Source organism: candidate division WOR-3 bacterium, assembly GCA_011052815.1.
Taxonomy (GTDB): domain Bacteria; phylum Hydrothermota; class Tepidihabitantia; order SM23-42; family SM23-42; genus DRIG01.
Genome location: DRIG01000038.1, coordinates 1 through 26,044, shown reverse-complemented (window position 1 = coordinate 26,044; position 26,044 = coordinate 1). Strand labels below are relative to the sequence as shown.

Genomic DNA, 26,044 nt, shown 5'->3' with positions numbered 1-26,044 from the left:
TCTTCAAATGAAAGTGACCCATTCATAATAACGACCCTTCCTGAAACTCCACCCGGTCATCCCGTAGATATGGGCATCGAAATCATAGCAGGGGTATATGTCGACACCATAAACTTTACAATCTATGTCGGGCAGAAGGATTATCTTATCTGGGATCCTGATTTAAATCACTCAAGTGGACCGATAATCAAAAGCATCCTCGAATCACTCAATTTCTATGGTGACTATACCCCGAATCAACTGCCTCTCAATGATTTTCTTTCACTCTATAAATCGCTCTTCGTGTGCCTCGGCGTCTTCCCTGACAACTATATCGTCAAAGATACGAGCCGCCAGGCATATGAAATCAGCAGGTATCTCAACATACTCAACGGTAAGGTATATATGGAAGGCGGTGATGTCTGGTACGGTGATCCCTATTATTATCATGGCTACTTTTTTGCACCGCTATTCAGAATCTCACCGGTCGCCAACGGTGTTGGCCAGCTCAATAGAATCTCGGGCTGCAACAATACCTTCACCCAATCAATGGTATTTGATTACAATGGTGAAGCAAACTCGATCGACCGCATCGATGCACAGGGAAACGGTGTCTTAATTTTTCAAAAAACAGGCAGCAGTTTCGGCACCGGTGTCTGTGCATATCATAGAACAATCGGCTTATCCTTTGAACTCGGCGCCCTGGTGGACAGCACCCCGCCATCGACCAAGAACGCCCTGGTCGACTCCATAATGAGATATTTCGGAATACCACCTACCGGCATAAGTGAAGACCAGACCTTCCAAAAGAAGATTTCCTTTTATCTCACCGTCTTTCCGAATCCATGCCGCAAATCAGTAACCATCAGCTTCGCTGCGGAAACAGAACCAGAAAATGCATCAACGCCGCAGATAAAAATCTATGACATAAACGGTAGAGTGGTGAAATCATTCGAGAAATCAAAGATCCTCAACAACCCGACAGGCAGGATCACCTGGAACGGCAGAGACGATGCCGGCAGAAAAGTAGCCGCAGGGGTTTATTTCGTTCTTCTTTCTCTATCCACAGATAATAATACAAAGACCTACAAACGAATGGAGAAGATAATCTTTTTGAAATAGAGGGTTCTGACTGAATATGTTTATTTTACTGGTATTTTTACTCGCCATTGACCCGCGCTATCACACCGCGGCAGAAGTCGCCGCAGAACTCGATTCCATTGCACAACACCATCCTGATATCACGTTGCTCGATACCATCGGTTACTCCACACAGGACAGCCTTCTGATCCTGGCGATGAAGATCTCAGACAATGCCGGTGAAGACGAAGACGAACCAGAGGTCCTCTATGTCGCCTGCCACCATGCCGAGGAATTACTGGGCGTTGAAATCTGTATGTATATGATCAACGACCTGATAGAAAATTACAACATCGACTCGTTGCACACGTACTGGGTGAACAACCGCGAAATATGGATCGTACCCCTGTTGAATCCCGAGGGTCACACCGTAGTGATGAGGGGTATCGACACAACCTGGCGGAAGAACAAACACGACAATAACCATAATGGTATCTTCGACCTTGATTATGACGGCGTCGACCCGAACAGAAATTATGATTTTCACTGGGCTGAAGGCGGTAATAACAATCCGGCGTCGGAATACTATCGGGGGGAAAAACCTTTTTCAGAAAAAGAGAATCAGGCGTTAAAGGCTCTGTGCGAGGCTCACAGTTTTGTGTTCTGCAACACCTACCATTCAGCCCGCACCGGTCTCGGCGAAGTCGTCTACTTTCCCTGGGTCTGGAGCGGTGGTTATTCTCCTGATTTTCCGGTCATCCGTTCGGTCGCCGATTCAATGTCGAAGTTGATCATCAACGACGCTGGAAACGGCCATTATACCGCACTACCGGGTGAGGGGCTCGACGGCAAGGCGAGAAACTGGCTCTATGCGGTCTGTGGAACATTCACATTCTGTGTTGAGGTGAGCACCACGACCATTCAACCGGGCTGGATGGTCGATGATATATGCCAGCGGAATCTCGTCGGTGCCTATTATCTCCTTGAAAGGATGAACTACGCCGCTGTGACAGGCATCACTTATGACGCCGAAACAGGTGAACCGCTCAGCGCCGAGGTGATCATCGACGGCTATTACGACCCCGACCTTCCGCCGCGCAGAAGCGACTCCTGTCACGGACGTTTTCTGAGAATCCTGTCTCCCGGCTCATATAACATCACGATAAAAAAACCGGGCTATGAACCAGAATATCTCCAGGGTGTCGAAGTGACTTCTGACAAAACGACCGAACTGGACATCCCTTTAAAAAAAATAGAAAATTCATTCCATCTCAACAACGACAATGATACGATAATCATCTACCCTAACCCAACCAGAAACCGACCGCTCACCATCAGGATCAAAGACCCCGTGCTCTTTCAATCCCTCAGAATTTATGATGTCTGCGGCAGGGTATTGAAGAATTTCAACCAACCGATAAACACCTCCCTTTGCTGGACTGGTGATGACGACCTCAACCGACAAGCCGGCTCAGGTATCTACTACATCGTCGGAGAATATTCTGATACTGAAGAATCATCTGTAAGAAGGGCTGTCGGAAAGATCATCCTTCTCGATTAGACTACGGCGGTGATCATATCAAAAAATTTTTTATGTGTTATACAGAATAAAAAAACATACGAGGACCCAGAGAACCAGGCAACCCTGTAAAGGAATGTCTTTGAGCACGATCTTCTCCGGAATCCCGCCTTCATATTTACCATAGATCAAATAGAGATACCTGAAGATTCCGTAAATGACAAAAGGAACGGTGAAGATCAAATTTCGGGTGTTGAATTTGGAAACCGTTTCCGGCGACAGAGTATAAAGGCAGTAAGAGACAATACAGGCGGCTGTGACGATTCCGATCATCTGATTCAAAAACGGAACCGTGTATTGGGATAAAACCTTGCGGTGTTTTTCCGCACCGCCGCTGAACAACACAAGTTCTGCCCGCCGTTTTGAAAGTACGATGAAGAGTGCGAGTAAAAGAGTGCATAAAAGAAGCCAGGATGAAATCTCCACCCGGATGGCGACGGCGCCGGCGATCGCCCGTAAGACATATCCCACGGCGACGAAGAGGACATCCAGTATCACTATCTGTTTGACAAGCAAGGTGTAAGAAATCATCATCACACAATAGATAAGACAGATGTAGAGCAATGCGTAATTAACATAATAGGCACCGAGCAGCGCCGAAAAAACGAGAAACAGGGAAATTATGAAAGCGTATTTTCTTTTAACCGTTCCCGCGGCGATCGGCCTTTGCGATTTAATCGGATGCATCCTGTCTTTTTTATAATCGACGATATCATTCAATATATAGATCCCGCTGCTCAAAATGCAAAAGATCAGAAAAGTAAAGATACTGGTGAGGACACTATCTGTATAATAAAACCGCCGGCTGAAGAGCAGACCGGCGAAAACAAACATATTTTTACTCCACTGTTGAGGTCGAAGCAGTCTTAAATATTCAATCAATCCGAATTTAATATTCTCTGTCTCCCCTCTTATTGTTTCACCCTAAAATTCCGTGGAACTCGTGAAAGTAAAATCCTTCACCTTTATCGTCGGAACAATCACGCCGGTGGCGAACCTTCCACCGTACCCCGGTTCAGAAGCAACCAGGGCGGGTCTTTTTGTCAAACCGGCTATACAATTCAGACAATCCACGATATTCTCGGTGAATCTGAGATTCTTTATTCCCTTTGTTATCTCACCGTTCTCGATCAGGAACGTGCCGTCCCGTGTCATACCCGTAAAAGTCAGTTTATGCGGTTCGATGACATTGGTATAATGAAAACGGGTGACGAGTATCCCCTTCTTCGTATCCTTGATCAGCTTCGCAATAGAATCAGCGCCGCCTTTCATAACGAGATTGAGCGGTATGGGTCCGAAAGGATTGGGTGCTGACAGTGCATGGCCGGTTGATTTCTTTCCGGCGCGTGAAGCCGTCAGGGAATCGTACACGACGTTTTTGGCGATCCCTTTTTCAATGAGCACATATCGGCGTTTCGGAACTCCTTCAAAGTCAAAGGGAAATGCAAAACCTGTTTTTCTGAAAGGATCGTCGATGATCGTTATGGATTCATCGACCACTTTCTGACCGAGTTTCCCGGTGAGAAAAGACCTTCCCTCTTCAAAAAATTTACCGTTAAAGGCGTAATATGCGAGAAAATCCAGAAATTCACTCGCTGCGAGGGGTTCAAAAATCGTTGTATATCTGCCGGGTTCAATCTCTATGGGATCTGCAGACATAACGGCTTTCTTCGCCGCCGCCTCTGCCAGAGCCCTGAAATCCATCTCATTCACATCCCTTGAGCCGGACTGGACATAACCGCTTGAATTCTTCCCGGACATCACGATATTACAGAAAACATCACCGCAGACGGCATAGGCGAATGTTCCCGATGAATTTCCGATGCATATCTCGGCGGCTCCGTTGGAAACCGAACCGTAACTGACAAGGGAATATTTCTTTGCGGTGTCGACGATCTCGGAAACCGCCCGCGCCCGGTCCCTGCTCGAAAACGCCGCGGTTCGTTTCACAAAAGTCTTGACATCACGATATCTGTCCTTCTTCACAGCGGGGAACGAGGTGAAATCGGCATTCTCTTTCTGATACCTGGCGATCTCCTCTGCCCAATCTATCGTCTCCTTTATCTTCTTGAAATCGAGTGAATTCGTCGAAGCGGCTCCGATCTTCTTTCCAAAGGCGACCCGCACCGACACACTGCTGTTGGATTCGCTGACATTCTGATGAATATAGTTGTTTGCGAATCTTGTCAGCGCCTGACGATTGTTGAATATATTAATTTCAATTTGGTCCGCTTTTGTATATCTTATCGCGTCAGCCACAATCTTTTTTGCTGTTCTTTTACCTATCATATTACTCCTTTTTTCTTACTATTTTATCTAAAATACACGAAAAGTCAATCTTTTCTATCTTTTTTCAAGAGCATCAGAAGACCGGGTATCAGGAAGACGGCGATCAGGGAATAGCCGGCGATTTTAAAAGTACCCGGCAGGTTGTCATACACCAACCCCGCGAAAACAGGACCGATTACAGAACCGAGATTGGTCACCATATTCAGGGTCCCGATGTTGAAGCCGACTTCAGTGTCGACACTCGTGGCATATGCCCGGGAAATCGGAATAAAAGAACTGATTGAAAGCCGCATAATGAAATAGAAGAGGATGAATCTTATCAACGAAGATATGAAGGGCAGAAAGACCGCACTGAGAAAACAGGGTATGATGATGAACCACAATGATTTTTTCCAACCCGCATGGTCGGTGAAATGTGAAGAACCATACATCGCTCCCATTGTCACCAGATCAAGGCAGAGAAGCAAAAATGCGATTCCAGAAGGGCTGATTTTAAAATGTTCGTTGAGATATACAAAGGAGAGCGGCGCCAGCGCCAGCATCGCCCCGAAGATAAAGCCGAGAAAGAATATCGGGTACGGCGGCTTGCCCTTTTTCTTTTCCGCACCGCCTTTCCGTTTATGGGTCGGCATGACCGCGACCTCGATGAAACCTATAAGCAGGATAACACCGCCGATAATGAAGACGAGTTTAAAAGAACTCAACTCACTGTATCCGAATTTTACGGCGGCGAACAGAATCACGGCCAGCAGAAGACGACTCAGCAACGCACCACCCCTTCCCGTGATCTGATATAATGACAACGCCCTTGTGCGATGGGTCTTTTCAGCTTCTTCAACGACCATAATCTGGGTCACAGGCCACATCAGTCCCGAACAGATCCCCTGGCAGAAACGCAGGAACAGAATTTCATAATAGCTGTTCACAAAGAAGTAGGCGAAGGCGATGATGAATACTATAAAAAAGCCGACCTTTACATAGACATCACGCTTTCCGCTTTTATCGATATGTCTGCCGATCAAAAAAGAAGTAATCGCGCGGGCGATCATAAAACCGGACGTCAAAAGCCCCACCTCAAATCCTGAAGCGCCCACGCGCCGTGCAAAGATCGGTATAATGGGTCTGAACAAGCCGTGGCCGAGCATCCCGATGCCGGCAAGGCTGTAGAGAATCAAAAGATTTTTTCTGAAGAGGTTATACCTGACCATTCAATAAAAAGATATCAGCCCCGATCTTTTGTGACGGCGATTATCCGGCCGGTGGTGAACGGTTCAGACGCCTTGATGGTGCACCCTGACAACAGCGGTTTGATATCATCCAGAGACCAGTATCGAACATAAGAGAGCGCTCTCTTACTGACATCAAAGATCGGCGCCACAATGAACCAACCATCTTCTGAAAGGCAGAACCTGACGTTCTCCAGGCAGAAAACGAGCTTATCCTTATCCACGATATGTTCAATCACCTCAATCATAATGATAAGGTCAAAAGTGCCGCTGAGCCTGTCCGCCGTGATGTCTTTTCTTATGAACCTATACTCAGAAAACTGTTCTTTCAGTCGGGGGAAAAGTACATCCGTAATATCAAGACCGACATAATCTTTCACTCCGTATTCATAAAAGAGTCGGGTGTAAACACCCGTACCACAACCGATATCCAGCACCCTCAGCCGGGAAAACTCAATCCCTGCTTTATCACATATCTTGATAAACGCCTTCTTCGCCGCATCATAGAGCCGTCGGTTCGCTTCCTCGGATATTCGACGGTTCCCTGACGCCTTAAGTGAAAGACCGAATTTGGAAAATCGCTCAGACCAGTACTGCCGGGCGTCATACCTTCTGCCCCGGCCGTATCTTATTGATTCAATTATAATCCTGTCGAGGAAATCCATAATCCGGTTTATCGGAAAGGTGTCACGAAGTGAAGAGAAAAATTTCAGCATATCGGGATGGGTATTAAGGCGGGCACTTCGCGCATATCGAGCGGAAGAGCGTCGTGCTTAAATAACGGTCTCCCCGATCAGGAAGAATCGCCACGATAACGCCTGTATCCATTCTTTCCGCAATACGCAGGGCACCGGCGACCGCTGCACCGCTCGACATACCGACAAACAAACCTTCTTTCGTAACCAGGAGACGCGATACCTCAAAGGCCTCTCCGTCTTCAATCGTGATCTTTTCATCCAGCATCTGCGGGTCGTAAATCTCGGGAACGATTGCTTCATTCATATTTTTCAATCCCTGAATTGAATGGCCCTCGGTCGGTTCCACACCCACGATTCTAGTCTGTGGTTTTTTCTCCTTAAAATATCTACTGATACCCATCAGCGTACCCGTGGTTCCCATACCGGCGACCACGACATCGACCATCCCCTCTGTCTGGAAAAATATCTCAGGGGCGGTGGTTTCATAATGGGCGATGATATTATTCATATTCTTGAACTGGTTGGGCATATAATACCTGTCAGGCTCTTCTTTTATGATTTGATGCGCCGCACGAATGGCGCCGTCGGTTCCTTCTTTTGCATGGGTGAGAACGACCTCGGCACCGAACGCCTCGAGGATATGCTGCCTCTCGGTGCTGACGCATGCCGGCATGATCAATTTGACCCTGTATCCCTTAGCCGCGCCGATCATGGCGAACGCGATACCCGTATTGCCCGAGGTCGGTTCAAGTATCGTCTTATCTCCAGTCAACTCACCTGATTCTTCCGCCTTTTTGACCATATAATACGCAGGCCGGTCCTTGATCGAACCACCGGGATTAAACCCTTCAAACTTTCCATATAGTTTCACCCCGGTCTTTTTGCTGAAATAAGTCAATTCAACGAGCGGGGTGTTACCGATAACAGACAATACGCTCATAAAACAGACCTCCCTTAATCACCCTTTTCAGTGAATACAACGGTAAAAACAGTACCCTGCCCTTTGCAGGATTCTATCTGGATCTCGCCTTTATGCTCCCGAATGATCTTTTGAGCGATATATAAGCCGAGCCCTGTTCCTTTTTTCTTGGTTGTGAAGTATGGTGTGAAGATGCGCTGTTTCTCTTCCTCATCCATACCTGAACCATTATCTGAAATTTTCAAGACTATCTCCTGGTCACTGGTAAAGAGTTCCACGGAAATCTCTGGTTTTCGATCAGAAACCTCTGCCACCGCCTCTACCGCGTTCAACAGAATATTAAGGACAGCCCTCTTAAAATCATCCGCATTACCGAGTAATTTCAGGTCTTTCTTAATATTTTCCTTTAATATTATCCCCCTGGTCCTGACCAATTCCTTTACAACATCAAGTGCTCTTTCGAGCGTGTCGGAAAGGTCGAATTCCTCTTTTGGTTTTGCTCTGGAACGGACAAGGCTCAAAAAATCATTGAGCGTACGGTTGAGGAGCTCGATTTCGGTCTTTAATGTACTCATTAATCTCGTATATTCCTTATCCTGTGAGGGAAATTCTTTGACCAATCTCTGAGCGGCGATTGAAAGACCGTTCAATGGATTCTTGATTTCATGGGCGAAATTCGCCACCAGATTCCCGAGAAATTTAAGCCTTTCCGCTTCTTCCCGCTCCTTTTCAAACTCCCTCAATTTCGTAACATCCCTGAGTACGGAAATCACCCCGACGACCCTCTTCTTTTCATCAATGAGCGGATAACTCGAGTACTGAATTTGTTTTCCGAAAAGGTTCTTTTCATTGACAACCTTGGAACCGCTCTCAAGCACCGCTGCAATATCGCAGAAATCATCACCGAACAGGGAGCGATAACTATGCTTTAAAAGAAGCTTCTCGTCGAGCGAAGAGACCATACAGAACGCATTGTTGACACCGGTGATCACGCCCCTTGCATCGACCATAAGGATCCCGTCTTCAACCGAACCGAGAATCTTATGAAAAATCTCCTTCAGGGTGATGTACGATTCATACTTCAGGAAGAGAAAGAAGAGAACAAAACCGATTACAGAAAGTACTACAAAGAGCAGTATTAATTGGCGCTCCGTGGCACGGACATGGCGATAATAGTCATCCAGACTGATACCCATCCTGAAGATTCCGAGATTCACATTATCGACCACAAAAGGACGAACCACCTCAAGAATATTTTCATCCTTGAATTCGGTTATTCTGCAGAGCTCTTCGTTATTGGAAATCGCATCGAGAAGCGTCGAATCATCCTCGATCCGACTGATCTTCTGAACATTGGGGGTGGCGAAAATGATTCCCTTGGTATCCTGGAGAATAAGGTATTTGACCATCGGGTTCAGCAACATCTGATTGATAATCTTATTAATACCGAATTCCTGTCTGAAAAGTTGGATATCAGCGGCGGAGACCTCTATCTGATAGAGCCTGCCTTTTATCCGATACCTGAATTGAATGAATTTCTTTGAACCGACCTTGAAATATTCAAATGAAACCCGGTCACCGGTGTCGACCGGATGCTCGACAGGACCGAACCGATTTCCTGAAGCCAGGATGGCCTTCCCTGTTTTCAGATCGACGACGGAAATCGCAGTGATATCAAAACTCTCCCTCAACTTAACCGGGTTGATCCCCTTCAGGCCCATCGACTCCATATAATCACAGAGATTTATCAATTTACTGATGACTTCATCCTCGTATTTACCTTCGGCGAATATGGAATTTTCCTGGATTGATGCGATGACGTCGAGGAACGAATGGGCTTCCTCTTTTATCACATCCATCATAACCCGTCTGCTGTTGATTATCCCGAGCGTCAAAAACAACCCCAGAATGATCAGTAATATGACTGCAAGTAAAAAATACCGCTTCGCCTTCACACTATTCCCTCCACTATAACCGACGCGTGGAAATTAATCCGTTCAAGATCACTGATCAAATCCAAGTGTATGGTACTCGTTTCCAGACTCTTCTTCAACCCCCTCTTCAATCTATCCAGATGCAACTCATTCATATCCTTCGCTGTTCGATAGCCGATCTCTTTACGCTTCAACACCTCTTTAGCGAGCTCGGGGTCGCGTGTGGCAAGGGCGTCCACCGCGGTGCGGAATGTCGTCAGTACGAACTTATGATACTGCTCGATCTCCCTGATTCCTTCTTCAGAAAAGACAAAACCGGTGTCTATCTGTTTCTTTGCATAGACCATCAGCTTTTTGGAAATCACATCTCCGATATTTTCAATCTCATTCACGGCGTTCATCAGCACCCTGTGATAAGCGGAAAGTCTGCTGTCCATCTCACCTTCACTGATCTTTATGAGATAAGGAGTAATAGCCTCTTCAAGGCAGTCAACCTCGTCATCGGTCTCGACAATCTTCTTTCTCAGCGCATCATCCCGATTCTTGAAGACCGACATCGCATCTTCGAGCATCTTAATGGTGATGTCCGCCATATACAGAATCTCACGCGCCGCCTGTCCGAGAGCGATTGCCGGAGTCGACAGGAACGTCGAATCAAGCCGATGAACAGCCAGCCGCTCGCTGCGTGATTCCCGCACTAAAACCTTGAGCAGTTTTCCGAAAGGGACCACAAAAGGAAGAAAAAGGACCGCGGTGAATATATTGAAGATCGTGTGGAGATTGGCTATCCGCCGTGATAAATCTCCGCCGATGAAATCGAGGAAAAGTGGTATATATTTAATAAACGGAAAGAGCAGAATGATTGAAATCGTATTGAAGAGAAGATGGCCGACTGCAACCCGTCTACCCTCAATGGTGTTCGCCGAGATGAGAGCGGAAAAGGTCGTTCCGAGGTTCGCTCCCAGAATCAGGGGAACCGCCTGCTGGAAATCAATCAACGAATCAAAGGCAAGAATCAACACTATCCCGATCGTCGCGGCGCTCGAGCGCAGGATAAAGGCGATGAGTGCGGCGGCGATGATGCCCACAAGAGGATACTGAGCAAGACCGGCAATCGCGTTATTGAAACTCGGCAGGTATTTGAGATTACCCGTAGCCGTCGACATTATTTTCAGGGAGAAAAAGAGAAGTCCCAGCCCGAAAAGAGCCTGCCCAGCATTCTTTAATTTCGGGAAGAGATGCATTATAAAAAATCCTATTCCAACGATTAAGATTGCATAGTCGAGGACCTTGAAAGCGAGGATCTGAACCGTGATGGTCGTGCCGATGTTTATCCCCATAAGTACACCGAGCGCCTGTTCCAGCATAATGATACCGCTTGATGCGAATCTCACCAAAAGGATCGAGCTTGCCGTACTTGAACCGAGTATTACGGTCACGACCACGCCGATGAGCAGCGCCATAAAGCGGTTCTTCGCCAGGCTGAAGAGAAGATCCCGCATCTTCGCTCCGGCTGCACGAATCAATCCCTTACTTCCGTAATTCAAACCGAAGATAAATATCCCCAGACCGCCGAAGAGTGAAAAGAGAAGTAAAAGCAACCAATTTTTTTCCAGGGCATTTTCTCTGAAGACAACACTCTCACCCTGTGCCCGGGCAATCACATAATAGGTTCCTCTGGTCTTTCCAAAGGTCAACTCGGTCATTGCATAGCCGTCTTTATCGGTCAGCACCTCTCTTTTGCTCAACCGGGCAAATCTGTTCGAGATAATATTCGCCTTCGGCTCATCCAGAATCTTGAACTCAACCCTAACACCGGCTTGCGGTTTACCGTCGGCGTCGACAACCCGCACCATGATCGGGTTCTTCAGAACGCTCTCGACAGAACCGACCTGTTCGTCGCCGGAGATGTCATTACCCAAGGGATCCCGGGCTTTAACTAAGGAACCTACTATAAAAAAAACAAGTAGTAAAGTACTGCTCACGATTCTATGATAATAAAGAATTTGCGAAAGTCAAGTATCAGAATAAGAAAGATACAATTGACATCCCTGGCAAATGGATTATAATTTTATTCAAGGAGGTATACAATGGCGTGGCATGGTGAATTAATAAAAATAGACAACAATCGATTTAAAATTCCGAAAACTTACAAAGAGGGGATGAGAACCGATGGTTTGATCTATGCATCGGAAAAGATGTTGCAAAAGATTAAAGAGGACAATGCACCAGAACAGGTGGCGAACGTAGCCACGCTGCCGGGTATTGTCGGATATGCGATGGCGATGCCTGATATCCACTGGGGATACGGGTTTCCGATCGGCGGTGTAGCCGCCTTTGACGTAAAAGAAGGAATTATCTCACCCGGTGGGGTAGGATATGATATAAACTGCGGAGTGAGAATATTACGCACGGACCTGCGCATCAATGATATAAAGAACAGAATAAAAGAACTGGTAAAAGCACTCTTCCACAACGTTCCTTCAGGAGTGGGTTCCAAAGGAAAGATAAGAATCGACGACCGCGAAGTGAAAGAGGTGTTGAAATACGGCGCACAATGGGCTCTTAAAAAGGGATTCGGATGGAAAGAAGACATCGAAAGGATTGAAGAAGAGGGTATGCTCCAGGGTGCTGATCCGGATCGGGTCTCGAAAAGGGCGATCGAACGCGGCAGACCGCAGCTCGGAACACTCGGTGCGGGAAATCACTTCCTCGAAATACAGATCGTCGAAGACATCTATGATCCGACATCGGCGAAGGCACTGGGCATTGATGAAATCGGTCAGGTAACCGTGATGATACATACGGGTTCGCGGGGTCTCGGTTATCAAGTCTGTGACGACAATGTGAAGATACTCGGCAGGGTCACTAAAAAATACGGCATTGAGATTCCCGACCGCCAGCTGGCATGTGCTCCGATCGACTCTCCTGAAGGCAGAACATACTTTGAACAGATGGCATGTGCGGCGAATTACGCCTGGGCGAACCGACAATGTATAATGCACTGGGTGCGAGAGGCATTTGAACAGGTGCTCAATAAAAAAGCTGAAGATCTGGGCATGCACCTGATCTACGACGTCGCCCACAACATCGCGAAGTTTGAAACCCACAAAGTAGACGGGATACCCAGAAAGGTCTGTGTCCACAGAAAGGGCGCGACCCGGGCGTTTGCTCCGGGACATAAAGAAATCCCTGCAGTCTACAGGGAAATCGGCCAGCCGGTCATCATCCCCGGTGATATGGGAACCCACTCTTATCTGCTTCTGGGCACTGAAAAGGCGATGGAACAAACCTTCGGCTCGACCTGTCACGGTGCCGGACGGCTTATGTCGCGTTCAAAGGCGATGAAACAAACCAGGGGACGCAGGATCGATAAAGAATTAGCCGATAAAGGAATCTTCGTGCTGTCGGCGAGCAATGACGTATTGAGGCAGGAAGTTCCCGAGGCGTATAAAGACATCGATATGGTGGTGGATGCGGTTCACGAAGCCGGAATATCCAGAAAAGTGGCGCGCATGAGACCGTTGGGTGTAGTAAAAGGATAACAGTCGGCCGCCTTGAATCAAACGGTCATAAAAAAGATTAAAACAGCACCGGCCGCCCCGGGCGTCTATATGTTCCGGGACAAAAGGAATAAGATCATCTACATCGGCAAAGCAGTGGATTTAAGAAATCGACTCTCCTCCTATCTCAGTCCCGCTAAGGAAAGGATTCGCGAACAAACCCTGATGTCGGCAGCCGCCGACCTCGACATCATCATCACCAACTCGGATATCGAAGCACTCACCCTGGAAGAATCATTGATCAAGTTGAATAAACCTCGTTACAACGTTCGACTGAAGGACGACAAAAAATTTCCGTATCTCAAAATCACCATCCAGGAAAGGTTTCCGAGGATAATATTCACCCGCGACCTGAAAGCGGACGGCTCACTCATCTTCGGACCCTATACAAACGCCCGGGCGTTGAGACGCACGCGGGACGCCCTGTGCCGGATCTTCAAACTCGTCTCTTGCACCAAAGACCTGGAAAAACCGCATAAACGCCCCTGTCTGCAGTATCATCTCGGCAGGTGCAGTGCGCCCTGTACGGGTCGGATAACAGAAAAAGAGTATGCAGGGCTGGTGAACAAAGCGATAAAATTCCTGAGGGGAAACTCGAATGAACTGGAAAAAGGAATAGAGAGGATGATGTGGCAGCACGCTGAAAACGAAAATTTCGAGGCGGCGGCGGCGCTGCGTGACCAGCTCCTTGCGGTCAGAACAATCTTCCAGCATCAGCGGATGGTCACAAACACAAAGAGCAACCGTGATGTCATCGCCTTCAGCCGCAGTAGATTCAACTGCGCCGCTTGTCTCTTTCGAATACGCGAAGGACGACTGATCGCAAAAGAGATCTTTTTTCTGAAGATCAATCCCCATATCGGTGATGAAGAAATCGCCGCATCATTCATCCGTCTGATCTACACCCACATCTCCTTCATTCCCGAAGAACTCGTCATCTCGACTATGCCCGCCGACTGGCGGATACAATCACGCTGGTTCAAAGAAAAAGGAACGAACGTCAAAATATCAACCGGCAGACGCGGGGAAATCAAACGGCTCTTAAAATGGGCGGAGAAGAACGCCGAACTCGAACTCTCGAAAAAGATATTCAAAAAACGAATACCACCCGCGATCATCGAGCTGCAGAACATTCTCGCTCTGGAAAAAGCACCACGCTGGATAGAAACCTTTGACGTTTCGAATCTGAAAGAAAAATTCGCCGTCGGTTCATCCGTGGTCTTCCGCGACGGCAAACCGGATAAGCAGCATTACCGCCACTACAGGATCAAGCGGGTGAAAGGACAGAACGACTTCGCAATGATCAGAGAAATCGTGATGCGCCGTATAAAAGACCTGATGAATGAAAAAAAACAACCCGATCTTCTGTTGATCGACGGCGGGAAAGGTCAGTTGAACGCCGCACTTGAGGCGCTCAAACTGATAAAGCTCAAAATACCGGTCTTCGCGCTCGCGAAAAAATACAATGAACTCTATAACAGTTCGGGAAAAGTCGTCGCCGTACCCCCGGGGTCCAGCGGTCTGACATTATTGAAAAGGGCACGGGATGAAGCCCATCGTTTTGCCATCAACTATCACAGAAAAGTAAGGGACAGAGCTCTGACGTCTTCTCTACTCGATGGAATAGCCGGCATCGGCGAGAAAAGAAAACTGGCGCTCCTTAAGTATTTCGGGAGTATCGACGCCCTGAAAAAGGCGTCGGAAGAAGATATCACCAGGGTTCCCGGGATCGGTAAAAAATACGCCCGCATCATCTACGAAGCACTGCACATATAGCCTTTACCGGAAAATTTTTCAGAGTTTGGTGACCTTCACCTTGTTTATCTTCCGCCTTGTACCGGAGATAATCTTAAACTTCAAATTTCTGTATTTTATTTCCTCGCCCACCTTTGGAATACGGTCGGCGTTCTTCAAGATCAGACCGCCCACTGTGGAGACATCGTCCTCTTCGATGGGCAGACCGAAATATTCCGCGAAGTGAACCAGCTCCATCCTGGTATTGACGATATATTCTTTGTCGGATATCTTTTCAATAAACGGTTTTTTGCGCGCGTCCAACTCATCCTCGATGTCACCCACGATCTCCTCTATCAAATCCTCAATGGTAATGATTCCGGAAACACCACCGAATTCATCAATCACGACACCGAAGGAAAGCCGCAACCTCTGCAACTCAAGAAAAACATCGAGTGCGGAGCGGTCCTCATATACGAAATGCGGAAACCTCACGAATTGAACGACCGATTCGTCTTTATATTCATACCAGAAAGAGATAATGTCTTTGATATAGAGAACGCCGATCACCTGATCCAGATTTTTCAGATAGACCGGGTAACGTGAATAATGATTCTTTTTGTAACTGTCGATGACGTCGCTCAGACGCTCTTTATAAGAAAAAGCCACGATCTCATTGATCGGAACCATGATCTTGTTGACTTCCCGCTTTTTGATCGCGAGAATCTCCTCGATCATCCTTTTTTCGACTTTGGATATCTTACTTAAATCGAGAGTCTTTTTAACCGCCATCTATAATGGTTTACTCTTACTTATCAAGATGAAAATCGCCGAACTCTTCAGGCTTTGTATTCCTCAGCCTGCGTTTCATTTCATCAAGATTTGTGTCCCCTTCAAGGACCTTGCCGTTTTCATCCATCACCTTCGGGTCAACGAAGATAGCACTACCGGTACGCAGGGCAAGGGCGATGGAATCCGACGGTCTGGCGTCGATCGCAATAACCTTCCCCTCTGACTTTATATAGATCTTGGCGAAATAAGTACCGCTCTCATTGACCATCTTCAACGCCACCACTTCCACCTTCACCACCTCTGATTGAAAGGCATCGATAATAAGCTTCAAAAGGTCATGGGTTAAAGGCCTGGGTGGTTTCTTACCTTCCAGCGACAGGGCGATGGCGAACGCCTCGTTCTCACCTATCCATATCGGCAAAGTGCGCTGGCCGTATTTTTCCTTTAAGAGGACTATATATGAATTATTCTGGCGGTCTTCCAGAACCGCGTTGACAAAGACTTCTAAAATTTACTCTCCTTCTTCCAGTACGACAAGTTTAAATACAGCGTCGATCTTTCCGGCGAGATGCACCTTGATATCATACACCCCGGGTTGCTTTATCGGTTCCGGAAGAACTATGTTCTTCTTATCCACCTCGATTCCTTCGGTCTTCAAAAGCTCGGAAATATCCTGAGATGTGATACTGCCGAATGACTTACCGTCTATACCTATCTTTATCGTCGTTTTTATCGTGGTGTTGTTGATCTGCTCGGCTATGTCCATACTCTCTTTTCTGATTCTCATAATCGTTTTGGAGAAACGAACTTTATTCTTTTCCAGACCACGCAGATTCGCCTTGGTAGCCGGAATAGCGAGTCTCTTCGGAAAAAGATAGTTTCTCGCATAGCCGTCTTTCGTGACAACAACATCAAACGCCTTCCCCAATCTCTCCACCGGTTTAAGCAAAATCACCTTCATTATTTTATCTCGTACGGCAAGAGCGCGATCTCCCTCGCCCTTTTAATGGCTTGCGTCAACCTGCGCTGATGAAAAGAACAGAGCCTCGTGATCTTGGAACCGAGTATCTTTCCACGTTCATTTATGAATCCCTTTAAAAGGGACGTATCTTTATAATCGACTTCATCAATATTATTTTTGCAAAATCGACATCGTCTTTTTCTCTTGTTCATTTTTTATCCCTTATCCATTATTTTAAAAAGGTGTATCAATCTCATCATCCTCTTTTGTTTCAGTCGCACTGTCTATCGGCACCTCTGTATCAGACTCAACCGCATCCGCTTCCTTAGGCGGCAGATCGAGAAACTGAATGCGACGGGCGACAACCTCGATTGCGGAACGTTTTTCACCCTTATTCGTCTCCCACTGCCGTGACCTGAGTCTCCCCTCGATAAGCACCGCACTCCCTTTTTTCAGAAAATCATTGGCGGTCTCCGCCTGTCTGCGCCAGGCGACGATATTGATGAACAATGTTTCTTCCTGCCATTCCCCGGTATCACGATTTTTGTAGCGTCGTGAACTCGCTATCCGAAAATCACATACCGGTGCACCTTTCTGTGTGTACCTCAACTCAGGGTCGGCGACGAGCCTGCCGATCAACACGACCGAATTAAGGTAACCGAGACGAATAGGATTCATTTTTCTTTTCCTCTCAAAAATATAATGAACCGCAATATATTTTCTTTGTGTTTCAGAGCCTCTTTTATTTTTACAATAGCCGACGGCTGGGCGGTGAATCTATAGTTGATGTACACGCCCTCTTTGAACTTTTTGATTGGATACGCCAGTGTCTTCTTCCCGAGATTATCAAACTTGACTTCGCCCTTTCCCCGTGTCTTGATTGTCTTCTCTACGCTCTTGATCTCCTTCTCCAGTTTTTCTTCGACAAGTTCGGGATTGAAAATGAACATCGCTTCGTAGTTTCTCATGCGCCGTTTCCTTTTATGGGTCCCAACTTCCTGATCTCTTCAGTAAATTCCTTCACGACCCTGGTAAACTTCTCACCTTCCGCAGCAGAGATCCACTCGAGTCTGAGCCGTCTTTTATCAATCCCCATCTCTTCGAGTAAGTTATGCAGCAATGCGATTCGCCGTGCGGTTTTGTAATTTCCATCCTGATAATGACAGTCACCGAAATGGCAGCCGCCGATCAAAACTCCGTCGGCGCCGTTTTCAAAGGCATGCAGGACATGCTGTGGGTCAATCCGTGAAGAGCAGAAAAAGCGAATCGGGATCAGATTGGCTGGATACTTTTTCCTTGATGTACCAGCAAGGTCTGCTGCTGCTGATGTACACCACTTACAGAAAAATCCGATTATTTTAGGTTCAAATTTTCCGTTGTTCATTTTTCCTCCAAGGCTGAGGTGACCATCTCTTCAATCTGTATATCAATAAGATTCTTCTGCTGCGCCGCACCTGAAGGACACGCGGCACTGCAGGAACCGCATCCCTGACACAGTGCCTCTGTCACCTTCACCACCATCTTATCTCTGTCAAGCTCCCGCGCATTGTAAGGACAGACACCGACACAGATACCACATCCTGAGCAGAGGTCTTCATCCACTCCGGCGATCGTCGGTTCAAACGTAATCTCGTTCTGGGTGAGAATGGCGATCGCTTTACTCGCCGCACCGGATGCCTGGGCGACGACCTCTGGAATATCCTTCGGCCCCTGGGCGGCGCCGGCGAGATAAATACCAGCAGTGTTGCTCTCCACAGGACGCAGTTTGGGATGGGCTTCACTGAGCCATTCGTTTGCATCACATTGAATCTTCAACCTTCTCACCAGGTCTTCACTGTCGCGCTTCGGTACCATACCGACCGCGAGGACGACCATATCCGCCTCAACCTCGACCTGTTTACCGGAAAGTGTATCGGCTCCCATCACGATGATCTTACCGTTGTCCTGATAAACCTTGGAGACCTTGCCGCGGATATATGTCGCACCCTCATCAGTCACCCGATTATAAAACTCCTCATATCCTTTGCCGGCGGTTCTCACATCGATATAGAAGATGATCGGTTCGCCGTCGTGGACGCGGTGTTTGTACAGGAGAGCGTGTTTCGCCGTATACATACAGCAGATCTTTGAACAGTACTCCAGATGATTCTCTTTGTCCCGCGAACCGGCGCACTGAATAAAGACAACACGTTTCGGAACCTTGCCGTCTGAGATACGCTTCACATCACCGGCAGTGGGTCCGGATGCGGAAAGCAATCTCTCGAACTGGAGCGAGGTTATCACATCGGGGATCTTACCATAGCCGTATTCACCGAGTTTGGTCGGTTCATAAAGGTCATAACCGGTGGCGACGATGATCGCACCGACCTCTTCCTCGACAAATTCATCTTTCTGTTCGAAATCAACGGCTTTAACCGGACAGACGATCTGGCATACCTTACACTTACCCGGTTTTAAAAAGAAGGTGCAATGTTCCGTATCGATAACCGGCTTGTTCGGAACCGCCTGAGGAAAAGGAGTATATATCGCCTTTCTCTCACCCAATCCCTCTTCAAACTCGGACTTCACCTTGATGGGGCACTTTTCATAACACAGACCACAGCCCGTACACTTATCACGGTCCACATAAGCGGCTTTCTTCTTGATCTTCACCTTGAAGTTGCCGACGCTTCCGGTGATCTCCTCGACCTCGGCATACGTCATCAACTTGATATTCTTGTGCTGCGAGACCTCGACCATCTTCGGTGTAAGAATACACTGGGAGCAATCAAGTGTCGGAAAGGTCTCGGAAAGCTGCGCCATGCGTCCGCCGATCGACGGGCCTCTCTCCACCAGGATGGTCTCTACTCCGGCATTGGCGATGTCGAGCGCCGCCTGAATCCCGGCGATTCCTCCGCCGACCACCAGGGCGCGCTTGGTGACGTTTACATGTATCGGTTCCAGGGGTTCATCATACTTCACCTTCTCAATAATACTCTTGATGATATGAGCCGCCTTTCTCGTCGCAACCGCTTTATCGTCGTGCACCCACGAACAGTGCTCGCGGATATTCGCCATCTCACAGACATAACGGTTTAATCCACCGCGTTCAGCTGCATTTCTGAAGGTATTCTCGTGCAGTGTCGGAGAACACGCCGCCACGACAACGGCATCGAGCTTATGTTCTTTAATCGCCGTCACCACAAGATTCTGGCCCGGATCTGAACACATATATTTATAATTCTCGGCGTGTTCAACCCCGGGATACTTCTTGATTTCTTCGGTCAAAGCCTCAACATCGACTGTCTTGGCTATATTTATACCGCAATGACAAATAAAAACGCCGATTCTCTTCATAGTAAGCTGTGCTCCTTCAATAAATTAATGGGTGAAACTTTATTTTGTTCCAATCCTAAATTCTTTTCCTCCACACCAAGGGCGAGAGCGAGAAGCTGTGAAAAATAAAAAACAGGAATCTCTTTGAATTCGGGATGTGTCTTCTTCATTTTGCTCTGCAGGGCGTCGAGGTTATAATGGCACAATGGACACGATGTCACGACAGCCTGGGCGCCGTTACCCTGTGCATTCTTAAGCACTTTGTACGACACCTCGATCGCGGCATCCGGTGAATTCACGACAAGATAAGAACCACAGCACTCGACCTTGAGGGGAAAATCAACAGGGGTCGCTCCGATAGCCGTGACAAAATCCTCGAAAATAGTCGGCGATTCCGGATCATCGAATTGAACTTCTTCTTTCGGTCTGAGAAGAAGACAACCATAATAACAACCGACCTTCAACGCCTTCAAATCCTTCTTAATCTTATCCTTAAGAAGAGAGAGGTTATCCCTTAAAAACTCAAGCGGATGAACGACCTCTTCCAGTCCGTCATAGGACTCTTCGAGATGTTCGTTGATTATATCAAGTGTCTCCTTATCCTGCTTCAATATGTAATTCGCACGCTTCAACGTGTTATAACAGATGGAGCAGGGAACCAGGAGTTTACCATTGGTCTGCTGCGCCTTGGCGAGTATCCGTAAAGGGGCGATCAACGACATCCGGTTGTCGCGTGCCAGGATGAACGTGGTACCGCAGCAATACCAATGAGTGAGCTCGTCGAGTTCCACTCCGAGACTGTTGAAGGAAGCATGTAAAGAAGTATTTAAAGGCTTTGCTTTTGTATATAAGGTACAACCTGGATAATATGGGAGCTTCATTTTCATTAATAAGAATATTTGCTGAATGCACTCATCAAAGCGAGAGGCGGTGCATCCATGAGAAACTCTTTATCGATTTCAGAAACGTCGATCAATCCTTCTTTCGCACGTAGATGAATGGCCCTTACCGCCTCCATCAATCTTGGAATGTCGACACCTCGGGGGCACCGTGTCTGACACACAAGACAGGCTGCACAAAACCAAGGACCCTCTGCGTTCAAGACATCATCCTTAAAACCCAACTGCATAAATCTTATAACCTGATTGGGCGGTGCATCCATAAATTTGGCGAACGGACAACCGGCTGTGCACCGACCGCACTGATAGCAATCAGAGAGTTTCTGACTGCTTATTTCTTCTATTCTTCGGACAAAATTCTTATCAATTGATATTCTTTTATTCATGCAGTTATTATATCCAGAACCGCTAGAAAGTCAAGCAAAATATATTCAATCTTCATGCCCCATTTTACAACAAAATCAGCCCCTGTCAACCCGATAACCGCCCCAAAATGTAGCAATCAATTCGACAATTTGAAAATTGTCAAATTAACAAATTAAGAAATTGGAAAATTAAGGAGTCGTGTTCTGCATTACAGATACGAATTAATTTCTTTCTCCAATGTCTCGGAAAAATTTTTCAAAATACGATGGTGACTGACCGGTAAAAGATGCTGAAGTTCTTTTCGAAAATCAATTTTCTTACCCTCGAGCTGGTTCAAAATGACTGCGAACATCCCTTTATCAACCAATTTACTCAAGAAATTATGCCTTAATATAAAATATAGATCATAATAATCTCTTGGCTTCGCCCTGGTGGTAACAGCTTGGACTTTTTCAGAAACCAGGTCCAGCGTCGATAACTGAACAACGGTATAAGGAATCGTGAATTCACTCGCGATGGTAACCACTTCACTCTCTCTGCTCTTCTTTTTCGGTTTTCTCAACGATATCTCAAAAAATATCGTACCTGTATGGTCGTATAGATGATATTCTATTATCCCCAGAAATCCACCAGAGGTTTTCTTCGCCTCCTTCAACTCCACCATAATCCCGCTTTGTTCAACCTCAACAAGCGTATTTAAAAATAACTTTTCGACATCCTGAAAATGGTAAAAACGGCCCGTAAAATCAAGATCTTCAGAAAAACGTGGGCTATGATAAATCATCCTTAATGCTGTACCACCCTTAAAAAGCAGATTTCCTGCTTCGCGATGTTTGTAAAGAGCAGATAGACACAGATGCTGCACATATTCACGGATGACATTGTGCTCATTCGTCTGGTACTTCTTAGTGAGTTCTCTTATTTTTTCGATAGTCAGCATAGATTTCAGTAACCAAATCCTCCAGGGATGTTTTCCCATATAGTTTTATAAAACTGAACATTTTTTTTCTATCAATGCGCTCCAAAGCCAATCTCTCATACTGCAATGTGCGTTTTTTTATGATAACAAAATAAAGATAATCAGCAAGTGCTTTTTCAGCCGAAGCCATAAGAATGGTTGTATTTTGATATTGCACGGGTTCATAACCGACATAAACACTCTTCTTTATACGATGATACATAAATCTGATATCAGTAATAACGAATTCCCGCGTTGATTTTGGTGTCGCAGAATATATTGTATATACGGACTCAGGAATAATACTATGGTAAGATAAGGCGGTATCAAATGAAATATAAGACGGTTCATAAATCCGATTGGCGATTAAATATCGATTAGGTATCTCGTCGGCAAAACAATAAAGGCTCCCTTTTTGAGATTTTTTCAACCGAATCAATAGGCCTTTACGGGTATTACGGAAGAGAAAAAAACTTACCGCTACGGCTGAGATATTGAAGATCCTCGCCACATCATGCGGGGTGAATATCAATATCCCCCTTTTCTTTATCTCACTCCGAAAAATATGCCAATTCAGTATTTTAGCCATATTGCTAATTTACTGAATTATATTCAAATAGCGCTATTTGTCAATACTATTATACAGGAAGTTCAATAATCCTTTTTCAACCGTCGGGTCGTCCGTGCGACCAGCTTTTCGCAAATCTTCATGAACTGTCTCACCTCCTCAGGATACTTGATCCAATAACTCGTTCTACGCCACTGTTTGTCATAACGTACGATATTCGCCAACTTCAATTTCGCCAGATGATTACAAACCGTCGGCTTTGAACGCCGCACGCGTTTCACAATTTCATCGAGGCTCATCGGCCCCTTCTCCAACAACATTCTGGTAATGGCATAGGCAATCGGATACCCCAGAACCCGACATACCTGCGAACCACGATACTTCTTCTCTACTATCTTCATGCCCCATTTTACAACAAAATCAGCCCCTGTCAACCCGATAACCGCCCCCAAAATGTAGCAATCAATTCGACAATTTGAAAATTGTCAAATTAACAAATTAAGAAATTGGAAAATTAAGGAGTGGTGGGTAGTGGGGTTAATTACTAAGCAGCTTTTTAACTGATAATTTTAATGCGGGAATATCCTCTTTAATGGTCTTCCAGATCTCTTCCAGATCTACACCAAAATATTCATGAATTATAATATTCCTCATTCCGATTATTGCCGGCCAATCGATATTGTTGTATCTTTCTTTCACTGAATCAGGTATTTTCCTTGTTGCCTCACCGATTATCTCTAAATTACGGATAACGGCATCAACGGTCTTTTCGTCTTTTGAAAACTGTTCAAAATCCATATTCTCGACAAACCTAACAATCTTCTCGCATGCAGTAATAATATCTTGAACAAAATGATGGTAATTCCTCAAACCTCTACCGCCTCCTTCAGAATAGTCTCACTCAAGATTGGTTTTAACGCCTTTATGGATAAAACCTCAACCTTTTTACCAAATATCTGTTCTAACTCATTGATCAAATGAACATGTTCAAATATTGAAATTGGTGATTCAAACTCAACGAGGAAATCAATATCGCTTTTATCCCTCTGCTCCCCTCTGGCATAAGAGCCAAAAAGACTAATTTTTTTTATCCGGTACCTGGTCAAAAGCTCACGGTTCCTCCTGAGAATCCGCGTGATTTCTTCTTTTGTGAGTCTTTCCATATTCAAATTTTACATAATACTAAAAAAAAATCAAGTCTTCTATAATGTACATAGTAAAGCCTGTTTCCATAGTAAACCGAATGTAGCAATCAATTCGACAATTTGAAAATTGTCAAATTAACAAATTAAGAAATTGGAAAATTAAGGAATGAAGGTGGAGGTTAAATGGTTGTGGATGGTTTTAAAGGGATTGCGGGTGGGTGGGATTAAAGTCGAGGGTCCCTCCTATCCCCTGACAGATATTTACATCTAAATTGAATGGTTTTTGGAAAGTCCACTTACGAGGTGAAGGTCGGTAAAAGGGAATTAATTCATCATTACTTAAGCTAACCAAAAAGCAGGAACAGTAGAAACGCGTCCTTTTGTAAAACCACCAAGATGAGCAATAAATCCGAAGGCGATTTTATATCGCTTCATAAAATTTGTGAAACCTCGATGAATCCGGCCGCTGATTTTAACCTCAATTGGTATTAGACGTCTGCCGCTCTTAAATACAAAATCCACCTCGGTTCTGTCTTTTGTTCTCCAATAATAGAGACTATCCAAGGATCTCATCCTCTTAAGTAAACCTGCACATATTACATTTTCAAGCAGGAAACCAATGTCACCTCTTGAATGAGAAACAGATAAATCACCGATAAGATAGTTACGAAGACCATTATCAAGCCAGTATATTTTTTTTGCCTTACGAACTTCAATATGTACACTTTTCGAATACGGAGGAATCGATACTATCAGAAACGAACCCTCAAGAATCGATAAATAGTTCTGAACCGTGTTTCTTGATATTCCTACGGTTCTGGCAATTTCAGAAACATTAACAAGAGAACCGATTTGCCTCGCCACAACCTTAACCAGCTTGTTAAATTTCGTAATATCAGGGACATCGAAGAGACTTCTTATATCCTTATAAATATATGAACTTACAATCTCAGCAAGAAGTTTCTCTTTTTTCTCATAAGTGTTTTCCAGAACTATCCTTGGATAACTACCCCAGATAAGGAATTCATAAAAATATCTAAGATAATCATCCATAAAAAATCGAGTTTTATCTGTTTTTAAACTGAAAGGCAATGTCGGCAAATTCGCCGCCAGTTCAGGCCTCTCTTTGAAAATGAGAAACTCGCGAAAATTCAAAGGATAAAGTGTAAACAATAACTTCCTGCCTACGAGAGCATCGTGAAATTTCATCTTTATGCCCAGCGCTGATGAACCCGTACATATAAGTTTTAATTTATCTGAATAATGATCAACAGCAAGTTTAATAAACCGCGAAGGATTTTTCATATAATGAATTTCGTCAAGAAAAACATAATTTCTTCGGCGGGTAGAAGCACCTTGCACAGTAATGTACTCAACAAGATTGTCGACTCCTTCCTCGACAATATCAAGATTTCGGGGATCCTCAAGATCCAAATAATAGACTTTCTCAGAACTTTTGAGATCCTGCATGGTCATCTTCAAAAGAGTTGTTTTCCCAACCTGGCGGGAGCCAAGAATGATTATCGCCTCTCGGTCAGCCAAATATTTTGTAACTTCTTGCTGTAACTCGCGTTTATAGAACATAATAGAACCTCCTTTTAACGTATTCATTATACAAATAACTCGGGTATTTGTCAATAGTATTATACAAATACCCGAGTTTCAGCGGTAACCGATCTTTTTTTCACCTACCAGGTGGCACAAACGAATATCCGTAAAATACAATAAAAAATCAACACCTTCTGGACCGTAATTTCAAAACAGAACCAGGATTGAGTATTAAATCAACTCTTCCGATACAGGAAGTTCAATAATCCTTTTTCAACCGTCGGGTCGTCCGTGCCACCAGCTTTTCGCAAATCTTCATGAACTGTCTCACCTCCTCAGGATACTTGATCCAATAACTCGTTCTACGCCACTGTTTGTCATAACGTACGATATTCGCCAACTTCAATTTCGCCAGATGATTACAAACCGTCGGCTTTGAACGCCGCACGCGTTTCACAATTTCATCGAGGCTCATCGGCCCCTTCTCCAAC

General features: G+C 45.6%; 28 protein-coding genes. 4 read left to right on the top strand and 24 right to left on the bottom strand.

The features are described from left to right. The first annotated feature begins 69 nt into the window (after nt 1-69). Nucleotides 70-1,101, top strand: coding sequence for a T9SS type A sorting domain-containing protein (locus tag ENI34_03620; GenBank protein HEC78215.1), 1,032 nt, complete (start codon nt 70-72; stop codon nt 1,099-1,101). A gap of 16 nt (nt 1,102-1,117) precedes the next feature. Then, nucleotides 1,118-2,620, top strand: a complete 1,503-nt coding sequence (locus ENI34_03615; GenBank protein HEC78214.1) for a PEGA domain-containing protein — start codon at nt 1,118-1,120, stop codon at nt 2,618-2,620. Between the two features lie 30 nt (nt 2,621-2,650). Here the strand turns inward: ENI34_03615 and ENI34_03610 are convergent, their stop codons facing one another. Genes ENI34_03610 through ENI34_03580 form a run of 7 tightly spaced genes read right to left on the bottom strand, consistent with a single transcriptional unit; the run spans nt 2,651 to nt 11,689 of the window. Beyond that, on the bottom strand, nt 2,651-3,553 hold the full coding sequence (locus tag ENI34_03610) for a decaprenyl-phosphate phosphoribosyltransferase (protein HEC78213.1): 903 nt from the start codon (nt 3,551-3,553) through the stop codon (nt 2,651-2,653). 9 nt (nt 3,554-3,562) lie between these two features. Continuing rightward, nucleotides 3,563-4,927, bottom strand: coding sequence for a TldD/PmbA family protein (locus ENI34_03605; GenBank protein ID HEC78212.1), 1,365 nt, complete (start codon nt 4,925-4,927; stop codon nt 3,563-3,565). Nucleotides 4,928-4,971: 44 nt separating this feature from the next. Next, the gene (locus tag ENI34_03600) at nt 4,972-6,135 is read right to left on the bottom strand and encodes an MFS transporter (GenBank protein ID HEC78211.1); all 1,164 of its coding nucleotides are present in this window, start codon (nt 6,133-6,135) and stop codon (nt 4,972-4,974) included. Between the two features lie 14 nt (nt 6,136-6,149). After that, the gene (locus ENI34_03595; protein ID HEC78210.1) at nt 6,150-6,869 is read right to left on the bottom strand and encodes a class I SAM-dependent methyltransferase; all 720 of its coding nucleotides are present in this window, start codon (nt 6,867-6,869) and stop codon (nt 6,150-6,152) included. Nucleotides 6,870-6,882: 13 nt separating this feature from the next. Beyond that, a complete protein-coding gene (locus ENI34_03590; GenBank protein ID HEC78209.1) occupies nt 6,883-7,791 on the bottom strand; it encodes a cysteine synthase family protein in 909 nt (302 codons plus the stop codon). A 14-nt stretch (nt 7,792-7,805) separates the two neighbouring features. Continuing rightward, the gene (locus ENI34_03585) at nt 7,806-9,725 is read right to left on the bottom strand and encodes a GHKL domain-containing protein (GenBank protein ID HEC78208.1); all 1,920 of its coding nucleotides are present in this window, start codon (nt 9,723-9,725) and stop codon (nt 7,806-7,808) included. Continuing rightward, nucleotides 9,722-11,689, bottom strand: coding sequence for a hypothetical protein (locus ENI34_03580; GenBank protein ID HEC78207.1), 1,968 nt, complete (start codon nt 11,687-11,689; stop codon nt 9,722-9,724). Before ENI34_03580 ends, ENI34_03585 begins: the two co-directional genes overlap by 4 nt. A 105-nt stretch (nt 11,690-11,794) precedes the next feature. On the opposite strand from ENI34_03580, the gene ENI34_03575 reads away from it, so the two are divergent. Then, nucleotides 11,795-13,249 (top strand): RtcB family protein, encoded by a 1,455-nt coding sequence (locus ENI34_03575; protein HEC78206.1) that lies wholly within the window; start codon nt 11,795-11,797, stop codon nt 13,247-13,249. Between the two features lie 12 nt (nt 13,250-13,261). Then, complete coding sequence (uvrC, locus tag ENI34_03570) at nt 13,262-15,043, top strand: excinuclease ABC subunit UvrC (GenBank protein ID HEC78205.1); 1,782 nt, start codon at nt 13,262-13,264, stop codon at nt 15,041-15,043. Between the two features lie 18 nt (nt 15,044-15,061). Here the strand turns inward: uvrC and ENI34_03565 are convergent, their stop codons facing one another. The 17 genes from ENI34_03565 to ENI34_03485 form a co-directional block, all read right to left on the bottom strand. After that, entirely contained in the window at nt 15,062-15,793 is a 732-nt protein-coding gene (locus ENI34_03565) for a CBS domain-containing protein (protein HEC78204.1), read from the bottom strand. A gap of 16 nt (nt 15,794-15,809) precedes the next feature. Continuing rightward, nucleotides 15,810-16,304: a bifunctional nuclease family protein gene (locus tag ENI34_03560; GenBank protein ID HEC78203.1), complete on the bottom strand. Its 495-nt coding sequence runs from the start codon at nt 16,302-16,304 to the stop codon at nt 15,810-15,812. After that, nucleotides 16,305-16,754, bottom strand: a complete 450-nt coding sequence (locus tag ENI34_03555) for a 50S ribosomal protein L9 (protein HEC78202.1) — start codon at nt 16,752-16,754, stop codon at nt 16,305-16,307. Beyond that, complete coding sequence (gene rpsR / locus ENI34_03550) at nt 16,754-16,966, bottom strand: 30S ribosomal protein S18 (GenBank protein HEC78201.1); 213 nt, start codon at nt 16,964-16,966, stop codon at nt 16,754-16,756. The genes ENI34_03555 and rpsR overlap by 1 nt, the downstream gene beginning before the upstream one ends. 22 nt (nt 16,967-16,988) lie before the next feature. Further along, nucleotides 16,989-17,432: a single-stranded DNA-binding protein gene (gene ssb, locus ENI34_03545; protein HEC78200.1), complete on the bottom strand. Its 444-nt coding sequence runs from the start codon at nt 17,430-17,432 to the stop codon at nt 16,989-16,991. Beyond that, nucleotides 17,429-17,722, bottom strand: coding sequence for a 30S ribosomal protein S6 (gene rpsF, locus ENI34_03540; GenBank protein HEC78199.1), 294 nt, complete (start codon nt 17,720-17,722; stop codon nt 17,429-17,431). The genes ssb and rpsF overlap by 4 nt, the downstream gene beginning before the upstream one ends. Continuing rightward, entirely contained in the window at nt 17,719-18,138 is a 420-nt protein-coding gene (locus tag ENI34_03535; GenBank protein HEC78198.1) for a hydrogenase iron-sulfur subunit, read from the bottom strand. Before ENI34_03535 ends, rpsF begins: the two co-directional genes overlap by 4 nt. Beyond that, nucleotides 18,135-20,090, bottom strand: coding sequence for a CoB--CoM heterodisulfide reductase iron-sulfur subunit A family protein (locus ENI34_03530; GenBank protein HEC78197.1), 1,956 nt, complete (start codon nt 20,088-20,090; stop codon nt 18,135-18,137). The genes ENI34_03535 and ENI34_03530 overlap by 4 nt, the downstream gene beginning before the upstream one ends. Continuing rightward, the gene (locus ENI34_03525) at nt 20,087-20,956 is read right to left on the bottom strand and encodes a disulfide reductase (GenBank protein HEC78196.1); all 870 of its coding nucleotides are present in this window, start codon (nt 20,954-20,956) and stop codon (nt 20,087-20,089) included. The genes ENI34_03530 and ENI34_03525 overlap by 4 nt, the downstream gene beginning before the upstream one ends. Further along, nucleotides 20,956-21,354 carry a 4Fe-4S dicluster domain-containing protein gene (locus ENI34_03520; GenBank protein HEC78195.1) on the bottom strand — a complete coding sequence of 133 codons (399 nt, stop codon included), beginning with the start codon at nt 21,352-21,354 and terminating at the stop codon, nt 20,956-20,958. Before ENI34_03520 ends, ENI34_03525 begins: the two co-directional genes overlap by 1 nt. Nucleotides 21,355-21,542: 188 nt before the next feature. Then, nucleotides 21,543-22,313 carry a nucleotidyl transferase AbiEii/AbiGii toxin family protein gene (locus ENI34_03515; GenBank protein ID HEC78194.1) on the bottom strand — a complete coding sequence of 257 codons (771 nt, stop codon included), beginning with the start codon at nt 22,311-22,313 and terminating at the stop codon, nt 21,543-21,545. Further along, nucleotides 22,240-22,881: a hypothetical protein gene (locus tag ENI34_03510; GenBank protein ID HEC78193.1), complete on the bottom strand. Its 642-nt coding sequence runs from the start codon at nt 22,879-22,881 to the stop codon at nt 22,240-22,242. Before ENI34_03510 ends, ENI34_03515 begins: the two co-directional genes overlap by 74 nt. A gap of 62 nt (nt 22,882-22,943) precedes the next feature. Further along, nucleotides 22,944-23,261 (bottom strand): ArsR family transcriptional regulator, encoded by a 318-nt coding sequence (locus tag ENI34_03505; protein HEC78192.1) that lies wholly within the window; start codon nt 23,259-23,261, stop codon nt 22,944-22,946. A 136-nt stretch (nt 23,262-23,397) separates the two neighbouring features. Next, nucleotides 23,398-23,730, bottom strand: coding sequence for a DUF86 domain-containing protein (locus ENI34_03500; GenBank protein HEC78191.1), 333 nt, complete (start codon nt 23,728-23,730; stop codon nt 23,398-23,400). After that, nucleotides 23,727-24,023 carry a hypothetical protein gene (locus ENI34_03495; GenBank protein ID HEC78190.1) on the bottom strand — a complete coding sequence of 99 codons (297 nt, stop codon included), beginning with the start codon at nt 24,021-24,023 and terminating at the stop codon, nt 23,727-23,729. Before ENI34_03495 ends, ENI34_03500 begins: the two co-directional genes overlap by 4 nt. Before the next feature lie 321 nt (nt 24,024-24,344). After that, a complete protein-coding gene (locus ENI34_03490; protein ID HEC78189.1) occupies nt 24,345-25,616 on the bottom strand; it encodes an ATP-binding protein in 1,272 nt (423 codons plus the stop codon). Between the two features lie 196 nt (nt 25,617-25,812). Continuing rightward, a partial coding sequence (locus ENI34_03485) for an ArsR family transcriptional regulator (protein HEC78188.1) occupies nt 25,813-26,044 on the bottom strand: 232 nt, incomplete at its 5' end.